Annotated in this window: 12 protein-coding genes and 1 tRNA gene; 5 read left to right on the top strand and 8 right to left on the bottom strand. The window is 65.8% G+C overall.

The genetic code is table 11. The features are described from left to right. Positions 1-84 precede the first annotated feature (84 nt). The 4 genes from GPJ75_RS17325 to GPJ75_RS17310 form a co-directional block, all read right to left on the bottom strand. Entirely contained in the window at positions 85-435 is a 351-nt protein-coding gene (locus tag GPJ75_RS17325) for a VOC family protein (RefSeq protein ID WP_163269611.1), read from the bottom strand. Positions 436-839: 404 nt separating this feature from the next. Next, positions 840-2,603, bottom strand: coding sequence for a gamma-glutamyltransferase (gene ggt / locus GPJ75_RS17320; RefSeq protein ID WP_163269609.1), 1,764 nt, complete (start codon positions 2,601-2,603; stop codon positions 840-842). Between the two features lies 1 nt (position 2,604). Then, on the bottom strand, positions 2,605-3,348 hold the full coding sequence (lipB, locus tag GPJ75_RS17315) for a lipoyl(octanoyl) transferase LipB (RefSeq protein ID WP_163269607.1): 744 nt from the start codon (positions 3,346-3,348) through the stop codon (positions 2,605-2,607). Positions 3,349-3,488: 140 nt separating this feature from the next. After that, a tRNA-Leu gene (locus tag GPJ75_RS17310) sits at positions 3,489-3,573 on the bottom strand. Between the two features lie 321 nt (positions 3,574-3,894). Here GPJ75_RS17310 and mgtE point away from each other — a divergent pair. Then, positions 3,895-5,313, top strand: a complete 1,419-nt coding sequence (gene mgtE / locus GPJ75_RS17305; protein WP_163269605.1) for a magnesium transporter — start codon at positions 3,895-3,897, stop codon at positions 5,311-5,313. A 17-nt stretch (positions 5,314-5,330) separates the two neighbouring features. On the opposite strand, the gene GPJ75_RS17300 is transcribed toward mgtE, so the two are convergent. After that, positions 5,331-6,572 carry an MFS transporter gene (locus tag GPJ75_RS17300; protein WP_163269603.1) on the bottom strand — a complete coding sequence of 414 codons (1,242 nt, stop codon included), beginning with the start codon at positions 6,570-6,572 and terminating at the stop codon, positions 5,331-5,333. Positions 6,573-6,821: 249 nt separating this feature from the next. Between GPJ75_RS17300 and GPJ75_RS17295 the strand changes: the two genes are divergently transcribed. Further along, a complete protein-coding gene (locus GPJ75_RS17295) occupies positions 6,822-7,208 on the top strand; it encodes a MerR family transcriptional regulator (RefSeq protein ID WP_163269601.1) in 387 nt (128 codons plus the stop codon). Between the two features lie 7 nt (positions 7,209-7,215). Here the strand turns inward: GPJ75_RS17295 and GPJ75_RS17290 are convergent, their stop codons facing one another. Continuing rightward, positions 7,216-7,692, bottom strand: a complete 477-nt coding sequence (locus tag GPJ75_RS17290) for a methyltransferase family protein (protein WP_163269599.1) — start codon at positions 7,690-7,692, stop codon at positions 7,216-7,218. 51 nt (positions 7,693-7,743) lie between these two features. After that, entirely contained in the window at positions 7,744-8,706 is a 963-nt protein-coding gene (locus GPJ75_RS17285; RefSeq protein WP_163269597.1) for a heparan-alpha-glucosaminide N-acetyltransferase, read from the bottom strand. A 135-nt stretch (positions 8,707-8,841) separates the two neighbouring features. Here GPJ75_RS17285 and GPJ75_RS17280 point away from each other — a divergent pair, with 135 nt between their 5' ends. After that, positions 8,842-9,672, top strand: coding sequence for an aldo/keto reductase (locus GPJ75_RS17280; RefSeq protein ID WP_163269595.1), 831 nt, complete (start codon positions 8,842-8,844; stop codon positions 9,670-9,672). A gap of 38 nt (positions 9,673-9,710) precedes the next feature. Here GPJ75_RS17280 and GPJ75_RS17275 read toward each other — a convergent pair whose 3' ends face one another. After that, the gene (locus GPJ75_RS17275; protein WP_163269593.1) at positions 9,711-10,526 is read right to left on the bottom strand and encodes an arylamine N-acetyltransferase family protein; all 816 of its coding nucleotides are present in this window, start codon (positions 10,524-10,526) and stop codon (positions 9,711-9,713) included. Positions 10,527-10,694: 168 nt separating this feature from the next. Here GPJ75_RS17275 and ade point away from each other — a divergent pair, with 168 nt between their 5' ends. Next, entirely contained in the window at positions 10,695-12,515 is a 1,821-nt protein-coding gene (gene ade, locus GPJ75_RS17270; RefSeq protein WP_163269591.1) for an adenine deaminase, read from the top strand. 37 nt (positions 12,516-12,552) lie between these two features. Continuing rightward, a complete protein-coding gene (gene ilvA, locus GPJ75_RS17265) occupies positions 12,553-13,809 on the top strand; it encodes a threonine ammonia-lyase IlvA (protein ID WP_163269589.1) in 1,257 nt (418 codons plus the stop codon). Positions 13,810-13,813: the final 4 nt, after the last annotated feature.

Here is a 13,813-nt window from a genome sequence, read left to right as displayed (position 1 = left end):
TGTCCGCTAGCGCATAGGCCCGAAAACCGGAATCGGCTTTCGGAAGGCACGATGCGCAGGTTCAACAATCCACAGCGTCCCGCCTCAGGCATGGATGAGGATGTTGACGAGCCTGCCGAACGGGTCGCGCACGAAAAACCGCCGCACGCCCCAGGGCTCGTCCGCCGGCCCGTATTCCACCGCAAACCCGGCCTTCCTCACGCGCTCCAGCGCCGCCTCCAGATCGTCCACCTCGATGGACAGGTCGGGCACGGGCGTTCCCGAGCCGCCCTCGACGGCGAAGCTGACCTGGATACGCGCCTCTTCGCGCGTACCGTAGGTGACGATCCAGCCATGATCCATGAGCACGTCGAGGCCCAGCACGTCTCCATAGAAGCGCTGCGCCGCCGCGACTTCCTCGGTGCCGATGTTGGCGACAATCCGTTTGACCTTCACCCGTTCGACCTCCGCGCTACGCCTACCGCGTCCTTGCCCCGTGCCTCTCGTCAGGAACCCGGTTCATATTCGGGCCTCCCGTTTCCTTATACGCCAAACCATCCATCCCCGGTCACGGGATATCCCTTTTACCCACCGTTAACGCTCCCGGCCGGCTCCACAGCAGGTATCGGGCAACCCTGTTGACAAGAACATAACTAGAACATATAAGGATCATATCAAGATCATTTGGCGCTTATCCACAGGAGAGTCCCATGGCCGATCTCATTCAGGATGTTGCTTCGCTGGTTGCCGTCAGCTCCTTCATCGTCGTCGTCGCCACCTGGATCGGTGCGCTGTAGATGTAGAAAGGAAAGGGCCGCGCGGAGGCGGCCCTTTCGAAACGTCAAGGGGACCGGCAGGCCTCAGTCGCCCACGGCCACACCTTCGCGCCGCGGGTCGGCGCCGCCCTCCAGCCCTTCGGGCGTGAAGGCGACGCCGTGGAGGCCGGAGGTGAGGTCCGTGATGTCCACCTCGAAGCCGAACGCTTCAAGCTCGTCTGCGAAAGCTTCGGCAGGCGTGCCGGCTTCCACCGCGTAGGTGCCGAAGCGGTTGGTCAGGTGCGGCAGGGAGATCGCCTGCTGCATGTCCATGTCCCAGTCGATCAGCGCGATGATGGCGTTGGCGACATAGGGAATGATGTTCGAGCCTCCGGGCGATCCGAGCGCAAAGGCGGGTTCTCCGTCTTCGAGGATGATCGTCGGGGCCATGGAGGAGCGCGGGCGCTTGCCCGGTTCCACCCGGTTGGCCACGGCCTCGCCGTCGCTGTCGGGCGCGAAGGAGAAGTCGGTGAGTTCGTTGTTGAGCAGGAACCCCGCCGCCATCTGCCGCGAGCCGAACCCGTTCTCGATTGTGGTGGTGATGGAGGCGATGTTGCCGTCTTCGTCGACGATGACGAAATGCGAGGTGGACGGGCGCTCGGGCTCGAGACCGGGGATGCGCAATTCGGCCTTGTCCCAGGGCGGCGAGCCGGCCTCGACCTCGTCTTCGCCAAGCGCCGTCGGCCGGCGCAGGAGGGCGGCGCGGCTCTCCAGATAGCCCTCGTTCAAAAGCCCCTTCGGCATGGAGACGAAGTCGCTGTCGGCCATGTAGAGCCCGCGGTCGGCAAAGGCGAGGCGCGTGGCATCGCCGATGATGCGCCAGCTCTCCGGGTCGTCCGGCCCAAGTGCTGCAAGGTCGAAATGCGAGACCATGCCGAGGATCTGCCCCACGGTCAAAGCGCCGGAGGAGGGCGGTCCCATGCCGCAGACCTCATAGCCGCGATAGGGTGCGCAGACGGCCGGCCGCTCCTTCACCTCGTAGGCCGCCAGGTCTTCGAGGCTGAGGAGACCCGGATTGGTCGGGTGGTCCCGCACCGCGGCGACGATTTTTTCGGCGATCTCGCCCGTATAGAAGGCCTTTGAGCCGCCCTCGGCGATCGCCCGCAGCGTCTGCGCGTATTCCGGGTTCTTGAGCTGCGTGCCCTCGGCGAGCGGTTCGCCGTCCGCGTCGTAGAAATAGGCCCGCGCCGCATCCTCCTGGTCGAGCTTGCCCCGGTCGTTGGCGATCAGCGTGTGAAGCCGCGGCGAAACGGCGAAGCCCTCCTCGGCCAGTTCGATAGCCGGCGTCAGGACATCCGCCCAGTCGAGTTTTCCATAGCGCTCGTGCACCGTCTCCATCAGCCGCACCGTGCCCGGCGTTCCCACCGAGCGGCCGCCGATGACGGCGTCGAAGAAGGCGAGCGGCTCGCCCTTCTCATCGAGGAAAAGCTCGGGCGAGGCGGCCATGGGCGCGGTTTCGCGGCCATCGAAGGTGGTGATCTCGCCGCTTTCCCCATCGTACCAGACGAGGAACGCGCCGCCGCCAAGGCCGGAGGATTGCGGCTCGACGAGGCCGAGCATGGTCTGCACGGCCACCAGCGCGTCCGCCGCGCTTCCGCCCTGCCGCAGCACTTCGAGCCCGGCCTCCGCGGCGAGCGGGTTGGCCGCCGCCACCATCTGCCGGCGCGCCGGGACGACCGTCCTTTCCTCGCTGCCGCTGGCGATCTCCGGCGCCAGCGTATCGGCTGCCTGCTGGGCCGCGGCGGGCAGGCCAAGCGCCAGCCCCACACCCAGCGCCAGCGCGCCTACGGTCAATCCCTTCTCCTGCATGTCACGCACTCCTTGCCAATGCCCCGTCCCGCCCGGCTTCTGCCGGCCCGAAAACCTCCTCGAAGGCCTGTTTCAGCGCCACGTCGAAATCGGCCAGCGTCACCGGCAAGCCGAGATCGACCAGGCTGGTGATGCCGAAGCCGGGAATCCCGCAAGGCACGATGCCCGAGTAATGCGAAAGGTCCGGCTCGACATTGACGGCGATGCCGTGAAAGCTCACCCAGCGGCGCAGGCGGATGCCGATGGCGGCGATCTTGTCCTCCATCGGCGTGCCGTCCGGCAGCGGCGGCTTGTCCGGCCGCACGACCCACACGCCGACGCGGCCTTTTCGCCGCTCGCCCTTGACGTTGAAGCGCGCCAGGCTGGCGATGATCCACTCCTCGAGCGCGGTGACGAAGGCGCGCACGTCCTCGCGCCTCTGCTTCAGATCGAGCATCACATAGGCCACGCGCTGACCCGGCCCGTGATAGGTGTATTCGCCCCCGCGCCCGGCCTTGTGCACCGGAAAGCGCCCAGCATCGAGCAGGTCCTCCGGGGCCGCACTCGTGCCCGCCGTATAAAGGGGAGGGTGCTCGACAAGCCACACCATCTCGCCCGCCTCGCCGGCGCGGATGGCGTCGGCGCGGCTTTCCATGAAGGCAAGCGCCGTCTCATAAGGGGTCAGCCCGGGTTCGACGCGCCACTCCACCGGCGGGGCCGCCTCGCGCGGGTGAAAGGCCTGAGCAGGTGCGGCCGTCTCATTCATCGTCTCTTCTCCATGCCGGCATATGACCTCGAAAGAGCAAAAAGGTCCAGCAACGACGGGCGATGCGGCGGCAGTCAGACAAACTCACCCGTTAAGCACAAGGCTCTCAACGGGTGGGCTATATGAGGCGGGAGAAAAATTGGTGCGGTCGAGAAGACTCGAACTTCCACGGGTTGCCCCACAGCGACCTCAACGCTGCGCGTCTACCAATTCCGCCACGACCGCACGCAACGAAAGGCCGGTTGCCACCGGCCACGGCGCATGTAGCAAATCGCTTTCCGCGAAACAAGCCTGACATATGCCAAATCGGCGTAAAAAGACCGCCGTTCGGTAGCACCCGATCGCAAGCGGCGGCACCGCCGTTTCCGCCTCATGCAATTGCCTGTGGACGGCGTGGGCAACGCTGCTCCTTTCCCCTGGCGAAGCCCTTTGCAAATCTTATTGCGGCATTGCCTGCGACAGGCTTTGTATTCGCGCCGGGCGCGCGCTACAGGTGCCGCATCGTGAACCGGACCGGCTTCAGGGTCAAAACCGAGGAGAGCGCCGTTGAGCGAGCCGGAAACGCAAGGGATTGACGGCACCCCGGCCGACGCGCCGGAGCGCGGCATCTATGGCGAGGACGGGGTCATTGCCGCCCCCTTCCTTGCGCATATCGGCGCCGCCATCGCCGACCGAGACACGCTGACGCTGAAACAGGATGTCGGCACCCTGCACCAGTCCGAGGTGGGCGACCTGCTCGAGGCCTTGATGCCGGAGCAGCGCCGGGCGCTGGTCCAGCTCATGGGCGAGGAGTTCGACTTCACGGCCCTGACGGAGGTCGATGAGGCTATCCGCCTCGACATCGTCGGCAGCCTGCCCAACGTCCAGATCGCCAAGGCTCTCCAGCACCTCGATTCGGACGATGCCGTCTACATCCTCGAGGACATCGAGCAGGAAGACCAGGACGAGATCCTGGCGCAGCTCCCCTTCACCGAGCGCGTGCGCCTGCGCCGCTCGCTCGGCTACCCCGAGGAGACGGCCGGCCGGCGCATGCAGACGGAGTTCGTCGCCGTCCCCCCTTTCTGGACGGTCGGCCAGACCATCGACTACATGCGCGAGGAGCAGAACCTGCCCGATTCCTTCTCGCAGATATTCGTCATCGACCCGACCTTCCGCCTCGTCGGCGCCGTCGATCTCGACCGCATCCTGCGCACCCAGCGTGGCGTGAAGATCGAGGACGTGATGCGCGAGACGCGCCATGCCATCCCCGCCACCATGGACCAGGAGGAGGCGGCGCAGATCTTCGAGCAGTACGACCTGCTTTCGGCAGCCGTCGTCGACGAGAACGAGCGCCTCGTCGGCGTCTTGACCATCGACGACGTGGTCGACGTCATCACGCAGGAAGCCGAGGAGGACCTGATGCGCATGGGCGGCGTCGGCGACGAGGAATTGTCGGATACCGTACTCGCCATCTCGCGCTCGCGTGTGCCGTGGCTCATGGTCAACCTGGTCACGGCCTTGATGTCCGCCTCCGTGATAGGCCTTTTCGATGCCTCGATCGAGCAGATGGTGGCGCTCGCCGTGCTGATGCCGATCGTGGCGTCCTCGGGCGGCAATGCCGGCACGCAGACGATGACGGTGACCGTGCGCGCGCTCGCCACCCGCGACCTCGATATCTACAATTCCGGCCGCATCATCCGGCGCGAGATCCTGGTCGGCTTGTTGAACGGGGTAACGCTGGCCGTCATCGTCGGCACGGTGGCGGCCATCTGGTTTCACAACGTCCAGCTCGGCGGCATCATCGGCGCGGCGATGATCTTCAACATGCTCGCCGCCGCGGTCGCGGGCAATCTGATCCCGCTGCTTCTCAACAAGGCAGGCGCCGATCCCGCCATCGCCTCGTCGGTCTTCGTCACCATGGTGACCGACGTCTTCGGCTTCTTCGCCTTCCTCGGCCTGGCCACCTGGTGGTTCGGGCTTGTCTAGAGGGTGAGGTTGGTTCCCTAAGCCGCCGCCGGCGCGGTGCGCGGTCGGCGCAGGAGGATCAAAAGGATCACCGCGATGTTGAGAAGGTTCCAGGCGATACCGTTGAGGAAGGCGGCCTGGTAGGAGCCGGTGAGGTCGTAGATCCACCCCGACATCCATCCGCCCAGCGCCATGCCGGCAATCGTCGCCATGATGACGATGCCGACCCGCTGCCCCGCCTCGCGTGCCGGCAGGTATTCGCGCACGATGATGGCGTAGGAGGGCACGATGCCGCCCTGCGAGAGCCCGAAGACCAGCGACACGATGTAAAGCGAGGCCAGCCCGTCCCAGGGAATATAGAGGATCAGTGCCAGGCACTGCAGCACCGAGCCGATGAGCACGGTGCGCGCGCCGCCGATATAGTCGGCGATGAAGCCGGAGGCGAGCCGGCTGACGATGCCGCCGGCCAGCATCAGGGACAGCATCTCCGCCCCGCGCGCCACGCCGTAGCCGAGGTCGACGCAATAGGCGACGATGTGCACTTGCGGCATCGACATCGCCACGCAGCAGGCCACGCCAGCGACGATCAGAAGCCCTTGCAGGACGGGCGGCGAGAAGGGGCTGGGCCCGGCCCGCCGCCGCAGGCCCATGGGCATCCCGTCGCTGCCGAGCGGCGAGGCGGCGGGCGGGCGCGGACGCAGGAGCAGCGCCAGCGGCACGATCGTCACAATGCAGAAGACGCCGATGTATAGAAACGTCACGCGCCAGCCCGTGCCGGCGAGCATGAGCTTGATGACCGTCGGCCAGACGACGCCGGCCAGGTAGTTTCCGCTGGCCGCAGCCGCCACCGCTATGCCGCGCCGGCGCTCGAACCAGTGCGAGATGTCGGCGATCAGCGGGCCGAAGGTGGACGAGGCGCCGAAACCCACCAGAGCCTGCAGGAGGGCGAACTGCCAGACCGACTGCGCGAAGCACGACAGGATGAAGCCGCTCCCCAGTGCCGCGCCCGCAAGCGCCACGGGCAGTGCCACGCCCATGCGGTCGACATAGCGCCCGATCAGCACATTGCCGGCGGCAAAGCCGATCATGGCGGCGGTATAGGGCAGGGAGGCATCGGCCCGTTCCACGGCGAAGTCCGCCTGCACGCTCGGCAGAACCACCACCACCGCCCACATGCCCACGCTGCCAATCGTGCCGAGCAGCAGGCACAGGGCCAGCCGCAGCCAGGAATGGATGTCGTCTGGCCGGCGCTCCTCGGCGGCCGGCAAGGACTGAAGCATGGCAGGTCTCCGGGCGTTCACAGGTGAGCCGTAGCCTTGCTGGCGGTGGGGCCGGTAGGGCCAGGGCGCGGTATCGGCTGTCCTGGTGGTGCGATCCTGACAGATGGTCTCCTTCTGTCAGGACAAATCGCCCCACCGGATTAATAGCTTGGGTCGGACCAATGGCGGGAAAGTGCGCGGCGCGAATTGACTTTTACGTAAATCAGATGGCAGTGTCGCCCCTCTTGGGAAAGCGAGTCTGGCGAGCGCATGCGGGAATACTACACGATCACGGAACTCACCCGCGAATTCGGCATCTCGACACGCACGCTGCGCTTTTACGAGGACGAAGGGCTCATCCACCCCGCTCGCCGTGGGCGCACGCGCCTCTACCGCCCTTCCGACCGGCACCTGGTGCGCCAGATCCTGCGCGGCCGCCGGCTGGGTTTCTCCATCAACGAGATCCGCGAGATCATCGAGGTCTACAGAACGCCGCCCGGCGAGGTGGCGCAGCTGCACCTGATGATCCAGAAGATCGAGGAAAAGCGGCAGAACCTGCGCCAGAAGCGCCGCGATCTGGAAGACACGTTGCAGGAGCTGGACCAGGCGGAGGAGGCCTGCGTGGAGCGGCTGGCCGAGCTTGGTGTTAAGACCTGAGCTTGCTTCAGAACCAGCGCCGCACCTTCTTCTGATAATCGCGGTAGCGCTTGCCGAAGCGCAGCGCCAGGTGCCGCTCCTCCGGCTCGATGGCGAGCTTCTGCGTGACGTATGCCGCGAGGATGCCGAAGACGAAAAACCACAGCGCACCGGCAATCATGCCGATGGCGAACATCAGCGCCGTATTGCCCAAATAAAGGGGATTACGGCTGAAGGCATAGGGGCCACCCGTCACCAGATGGTCGGCGACCTTGGTTGGATTGATGGTCGTGTTGGCGCGCCGTAGCGCCCGTATGGCGGCGATGTCCATGAGGATGGTCGCCGCGACCAGAAGCCAGCCAACGGCGAAAAGGAGGTCCGAAAGGGGCGGGCCGAGCCAGGGCAGGGGCACGGCATAGCTCAGTGCCGCGCCGACCGCGACGGCGATGAGGTAGAGGATCGGCGGCCAGGGAATGCGGCTTGGAGCCTCGGCCGAATCGCTCATGACTTCGTCTCCTCCCATCCTGCGTCACCGCTGCGCGGACGTCCGCAAGCCTTATCCATTGTTCTCTACGCTGCAGCGAAAGGCAACATCCTCCAGCCAGGATTGGGTCGCCTCGCTGCGCCGTGGATTGTAGAGTTCGCCGAGCCGGTTCTCGGCCGTCGCGGCCTCCATCACGCAGGCACAATAGGCGCGGCAGAAATTTTCCTCGTGCTCGACCGCACACTGGCTATCGCACGCTTCGAGGAAGAGCTGCCCCTGGTCGGGCGCGGCCGGCGGCATGATCTGGGCGAAAAGCCACACGCTGGAGAACAGCACCGGCTGGTGCAGCAGGTAGAAGGCGAGGCTGTGGCGCCCGGCCGCCCCGAGGAGCGGCACGCGGCTCGCCGGCGCATACCCCGCCATGCGGGTGAAGAGGTCCGCGCGCGCCGACGCTTTGGCTGCCGCGATGCCCAGGAGCACGGCGCCGAACCAGGGAAAGATGGGGATATAATCGTTGGAGCCGGGGACGTTGCGCGAAAGCCCTGTCCACCAGAAGACCGGCTGGTCGAGAAAGGGCGCATGCACGAAGTGCGGCGCGGCGATGACGGCCGCCGCCAGCGCCAGGAGCGCGGCAACCGGCAGCCGCAGGAGAAGGAGGCCGAGCACGCTCGAAAGCGTGATGTTGTGCAGGATGCCGAAGAAGATGAAGGCATCCGGCGTGGCGAAATAGGTCACTGCCGTGATCGCCGCTGCCGCAACGGCGATCATCGCCAGCCTTCTGGCGAAGGAGCGCAAGCGGATCCCCCGCCCATGCGCCAGAAAAAGGCCGACGCCCACCAGGAACAGGAAGGAACTGGCGATGGAGCGGGCAAAAATCTTCCATCCGCCGGTCACCGACGTGCCGGGCTCGATATAGCCGAAAAAGTCGAGGTCCCATGTAAAATGGTATATGGCCATGGCGACCAGGGCGGTGCCGCGGGCGATGTCGATGAGTTCGATCCGCCGATGTATCGCCTGCGCCGGCTGCGGTTTCATACGCCCTCAAATCCAAGCTATGAATCCTGGACGACAGTCCAGAACGAGACAGTTCGGACAGGAACGCATAATATTCGGGGACGTTCAATGGCTGACGGCGGCTTGCGGGGCGCCCACGGCCTAAAAGGGGAAAGGATGAAAACGCTATCGGTGAACGGCGCGGAGATACCGGCAATCGGATTGGGGACGTGGACGCTTGAAGGCCGCGCCTGCACCGATCTCGTCAGCCATGCGCTCGGCATCGGCTACCGGCATGTGGATACGGCCGCGATCTATGGAAACGAGCAGGAAGTGGGCGAGGCGATCAGGAACGCGGGCCTTCCGCGCGGCGATATCTTCCTCACCACCAAGGTGTGGTGGACTGACCTTGCGGCCGCCGACCTGAAGCGCTCGGCCACGGAGAGCCTGGAGCGCCTTGGCCTCGACCATGTCGACCTCTTGCTCGTTCACTGGCCGAACCCGGCCGTTCCGTTGGCCGAGACCATGGATGCGCTCAACCGCGTGCGCGAAGAGGGGCTCACGCGCCATATCGGCGTCTCCAACTTCCCCTCGCGGCTTCTGGCGGAGGCGGTGCGCCTGTCCGAGGCGCCCCTGGTGGCCAATCAGGTCGAGTACCATCCCTATCTCAACCAGGACAAGGTGCACGCCGCCTGCCGAGAGAACGGCATGGCCATGGTCTCCTATTGCCCCATCTATCGCGGCGGCGCGCTTCTCGATGAGCCGGCGGTGGCCGAGGCGGCGGCGCGCCACGGCAGAACGCCGGCGCAAATCGTGCTTCGCTGGCACCTTGAGCAGGAGGATGTCGCCGTCATCCCGCGCACCAGCCGCAAGGAGCGACTGGCCGAAAATGCCGGCATCTTCGACTTCTCGCTCGACGCCGGCGAGATGGCGGCGATCAGCCGCCTGAGAAGCGCCGGGCGGCGCCTCTGCGACTACGGCTTTTCGCCCGAGTGGGACAGTCCGTAGGACCGCCGTTGGGAGCGTCGGCGTTCAGCGGCCGGCTCTCACGCGATCGCCTCGCGCTTCAGCGCCTCCGGCAGTCCCTCCGGCACGTCGATGCCGAAGATATCCCACAACACCGCCTCGATCTCTTCCGCTTCCGTCAGTTCGCGCCGCGAGCCGTTGCCGCCGTGGACGTTCAGGCGGTTGTTGAGGAGCGCATAGCGGCCCTCGGGCGTGGGGCGCGCGGCGATCAGGGAATGCCGAAAGTGCGAGGCCGGGCTGGTCGACAGGAAGTAATTGGTGACCTCGTAGTCAACCGGGAACTGCTCTTCCAGGCTGAAGCGGTAGAGGCAGCGCCATTCGCCGCCGATATCGGCGCGCATGCGCCAAGTGTCGCCATCGCGGTCGAGGCGGAAGCGCTCGTGCGGGGTTTCCTGCTCGAGCCCCGCCTCAAGGCGCAGCGGCGCGGTCAGCGTCAGCCCGCCGAAGCCGACGTCGGCGAGAAAGGTGCCCTCGGGAAGTTCGACGCGCAAGAGCATGTGGCCGCGCGGCGTGACGGCATCCTCCTGGCGGCCCCATAGAACGCGCGCGGCCAGCCCCGAAACCTGGAAGCCAAGGGTCGAAAGCACATGCATGAAAAGCAGGTTGTGCTCGAAGCAATAGCCGCCGCGGCCACCGAAGATAAGCTTCTCTTGAAGTGAAGCCAGGTCGAGATTTACCGGGCGCTGCAGAAGCGGGTCGAGATTCTCGAAGGCGATGGCGAGGGGATGGTGAAGGTGGAGGGCGGCAAGCGTCTCCAGCGTCGGCTCCAGCGGGCCCTCGTATTTTACACGGCGCAGATAGGCCGCGAGGTTGATCGTCTGCGTGGCGACGTTCATCCGTGTCCCTCCGGATTTAGCTATAGAAGCGGTTGATGTGGGACTGCATCGGCCATGATGCAAGCACGATACTGACAACCCCCTGAATTATGCGGCCCTGATGTGGCCTCCTGAATTATGTGGTATCGCGCCGGGAGGTTTGCGAAAGTGCGGCCGAAGGAGACCACCATGCCAGCTTCCGCCGCGGACCTTTCCAAGAAACCGAAACCCTGGAGCGCCGTCGCGCCACTGCTCGTCGATGTGGCCATGGGGCGCAAGCCCGCCGATCTGGTGGTGCGCAACGGGCGCTGGGTCAACGTTCACTCGGGGGAGGTTATCCCCGGTACCGACCTTGCCATCGCCGTTGGCCGCTTCGCCTATTGCGGGCCGGACGCCAGCCACGCCATCGGCGACAAGACCAAGGTGGTGGATGCCAGGGGCCGCTATCTGGTGCCGGGTTTATGCGACGCGCACATGCATGTGGAAAGCGGCATGGTGACGGTGACGGAGTTCTGCCGCGCCGTCATCCCGCACGGCACCACGTCGATGTTCATCGACCCGCACGAGATCGCCAATGTCCTCGGGCTTCAAGGCGTGCGGCTGATGCACGACGAGGCGCTAGCGCAGGCGATCAACGTCTACGTGCAGATGCCCTCCTGCGTGCCGTCCGCCCCGGGCCTGGAGAATGCGGGCGCCCAACTCGGCGCCGAGGACGTTGCCGAGGCCATGGGCTGGGACAACATCATCGGCCTCGGCGAGGTGATGAATTTTCCGGGCGTGGCCGCCAACGACCCGGTGATGGCGGGCGAGATCGCCGCCACGGTCGAGGCCGGCAAGACCGTCGGCGGGCACTTCGCCTCGCCGGAGCTTGGCCGCGCCTTCCACGGCTACGTCGCCGGCGGGCCGGAGGACGACCACGAAGGCACGCGCATGGAGGATGCCATCGCCCGCGTACGCCAGGGCATGAAGGCGATGTTGAGGCTCGGCTCGGCCTGGTACGACGTGGCAAGCCAGATCAAGGCGGTGACGGAGCAGGGGCTCGACCCGCGCAACTTCATCCTGTGCACCGACGACAGCCACTCCGGCACCCTTGTGCAGGAGGGGCACATGGACCGCGTCGTGCGCCACGCCATCGCGCAAGGGCTGAAGCCGGTGACGGCGATCCAGATGGCGACCGTCAACACGGCCGAGCACTTCAAGCTGGAACGCGAGCTGGGCTCGATCACACCGGGCAGGCGCGCCGATCTCCTCATTGTCTCGGATCTGGCCGCGCTTGTCATCGATGAGGTTTACGCGCGCGGCGTACGCCTTGCCCGCGACGGCAAGCTGGAGGTGGAAATCCCCGCCTACGCCTATCCGGCGACGGCCAAGAAGACGGTGCGGCTCGGCAAGCGCCTCGTAGCCGACGATTTCGACATCCCGGCGCCGAAAGGCGCGCGCAACGTCAAGGCGCGCGTCATCGGCGTGATTGAAAACCAGGCGCCGACGCGTGCGCTTTCCGCGGAGCTTCCAGTCACCGGCGGCATGGTGGCGATGGACCGGCGCAACGACGTCTGCCAGATCGCACTGGTGGAGCGCCATCGCGGCACGGGTGCGGTCACCAACGGCTTCGTCTCCGGCTTCGGCTACACGCAGGACTGCGCCATGGCCTCTACGGTGGCGCACGATTCGCACCACATGATCGTCGTCGGCACCAACAAGGACGACATGGCCAAGGCGGCGAACCGGCTGGGCCAGGTGGGCGGCGGCGTGGTGATGATCTCCAGGGGCAAGGAGCTGGCGCTGGTGGAGATGCCGATCGCCGGCCTGATGTCGGACGAGCGGGCCGAGGTGGTGGCCGGGAAGGCGGCGAAGCTCGCCGCCGCCATGCGCGACATGGGCTGCACGCTCAACAACGCCTATATGCAGCACTCGCTGCTCGCCCTCGTCGTCATCCCCGAACTGCGCATTTCCGACATCGGCATCATCGACGTCACGGCCTTCCGCAAGGTCGATCTGTTTTTGCCGTAAGCACACGCTCGCAAGAAAATCAGGCAGGGGAGACGAAATGAGCGCATTTGTCGAGCGGGTCGGGCAGGCGGCCGGTGCCTTGCGGGAGCTTTTCCCCGAGACGCCGCTGCAGGAGAACGATTATCTGTCGAAGAAGACCGGCGCGCGGGTGTTCCTGAAGCGGGAAGACCTGACGCCGGTGCGCTCCTACAAGATCCGCGGCGCCTTCAACTTCATGCGCAAGGCCATCGCCGCTGGCGTCGGGCCGGATGGTTTCGTCTGCGCGTCCGCCGGCAACCACGCCCAGGGCTTTGCCTTCGTATGCCGTCATTTCGGCCGCCGGGGCGTGGTCTTCATGCCGGTGACGACGCCGCAGCAGAAGATCGACAAGACGAAGCTGTTCGGCGGCGAGTTCATCGAGGTGCGCCTCGTCGGCGACTATTTCGACGAGTGCTATCAGGCGGCCGCCGGCTTCGCCGCCGCAAGTGCCGCCCTCATGGTACCGCCCTTCGACCACCCCGACATCATCGAGGGGCAAGCCTCGGTGGCGCACGAGCTTGCCGGCCAGCTTGGCGACGGGCTCGACGGTGCGCTCGTGCTTCTGCCGGTCGGCGGGGGCGGGCTTGCGGCGGGCGTGACCGGCTTTCTTCATGATACGGGCGCTAATGCCGGCTTCGTCTTCGCCGAGCCGGCAGGCGCGCCGAGCCTTGAGAGGAGCCTTGCGGCGGCCAAGCGGGTGAAGCTTACCCAGGTGGACAATTTCGTCGACGGGGCGGCGGTGGCCGAGATCGGCCGCGAGCCCTTCAAGCGGTTGAAGAGCTTCCCGGCACAAACCGTTCGATTGATTCCCGAAAACCGCCTCTGCGCCACCATGATCGAGATGCTGAACATCGAGGGCGTAGTACTGGAGCCCGCCGGCGCGCTCGCCATCGACGCGCTGAAGGACTTTTCCCGCAAGGAACTGAAGGGGCGCACGTTGGTCGCCGTCGTCTCCGGCGGCAATTTCGATTTCGAGCGCCTGCCGGACGTCAAGGAGCGGGCTCTGCGCTTCGAGGGCTTGAAGAAATACTTCATCTTTCGTTTTCCCCAGAGGCCGGGCGCGCTGCGCGATTTCCTCGACCTCCTGGGGCCGGATGACGACATCACACGGTTCGAATACCTGAAGAAGTCGGCGCGCAATTTCGGCTCGGTGCTGATCGGCCTGGAGACCAAGGAGCCGCGCAACTTCGCCGTTCTGGCCAAGCGTTTCGACGAGGCCGGCTGGGCCTACCAGGACATCACCGACAACGACACGATCGCCAGCCTTTTGATATGAGCCC

The sequence above is a fragment of the Chelativorans alearensis genome (genome assembly GCF_010993735.1).
GTDB classification, from domain to species: Bacteria; Pseudomonadota; Alphaproteobacteria; order Rhizobiales; family Rhizobiaceae; genus Chelativorans; species Chelativorans alearense.
The sequence above is the reverse complement of the archived record's forward strand: the minus strand, read 5'-3'. Positions and strand labels throughout refer to the sequence as shown.

What these genes read in the sequence shown, in the direction of transcription:
- GPJ75_RS17280 (WP_163269595.1), top strand. Translation starts at nt 8,842, where the DNA reads ATGAAAACGCTATCGGTGAACGGCGCGGAGATACCGGCAATCGGATTG.
- GPJ75_RS17300 (WP_163269603.1), bottom strand. Translation starts at nt 6,572, where the DNA reads ATGCTTCAGTCCTTGCCGGCCGCCGAGGAGCGCCGGCCAGACGACATC.
- GPJ75_RS17290 (WP_163269599.1), bottom strand. Translation starts at nt 7,692, where the DNA reads ATGAGCGATTCGGCCGAGGCTCCAAGCCGCATTCCCTGGCCGCCGATC.
- GPJ75_RS17275 (WP_163269593.1), bottom strand. Translation starts at nt 10,526, where the DNA reads ATGAACGTCGCCACGCAGACGATCAACCTCGCGGCCTATCTGCGCCGT.
- ilvA (WP_163269589.1), top strand. Translation starts at nt 12,553, where the DNA reads ATGAGCGCATTTGTCGAGCGGGTCGGGCAGGCGGCCGGTGCCTTGCGG.
- lipB (WP_163269607.1), bottom strand. Translation starts at nt 3,348, where the DNA reads ATGAATGAGACGGCCGCACCTGCTCAGGCCTTTCACCCGCGCGAGGCG.
- GPJ75_RS17285 (WP_163269597.1), bottom strand. Translation starts at nt 8,706, where the DNA reads ATGAAACCGCAGCCGGCGCAGGCGATACATCGGCGGATCGAACTCATC.
- ade (WP_163269591.1), top strand. Translation starts at nt 10,695, where the DNA reads ATGCCAGCTTCCGCCGCGGACCTTTCCAAGAAACCGAAACCCTGGAGC.
- ggt (WP_163269609.1), bottom strand. Translation starts at nt 2,603, where the DNA reads ATGCAGGAGAAGGGATTGACCGTAGGCGCGCTGGCGCTGGGTGTGGGG.
- GPJ75_RS17295 (WP_163269601.1), top strand. Translation starts at nt 6,822, where the DNA reads ATGCGGGAATACTACACGATCACGGAACTCACCCGCGAATTCGGCATC.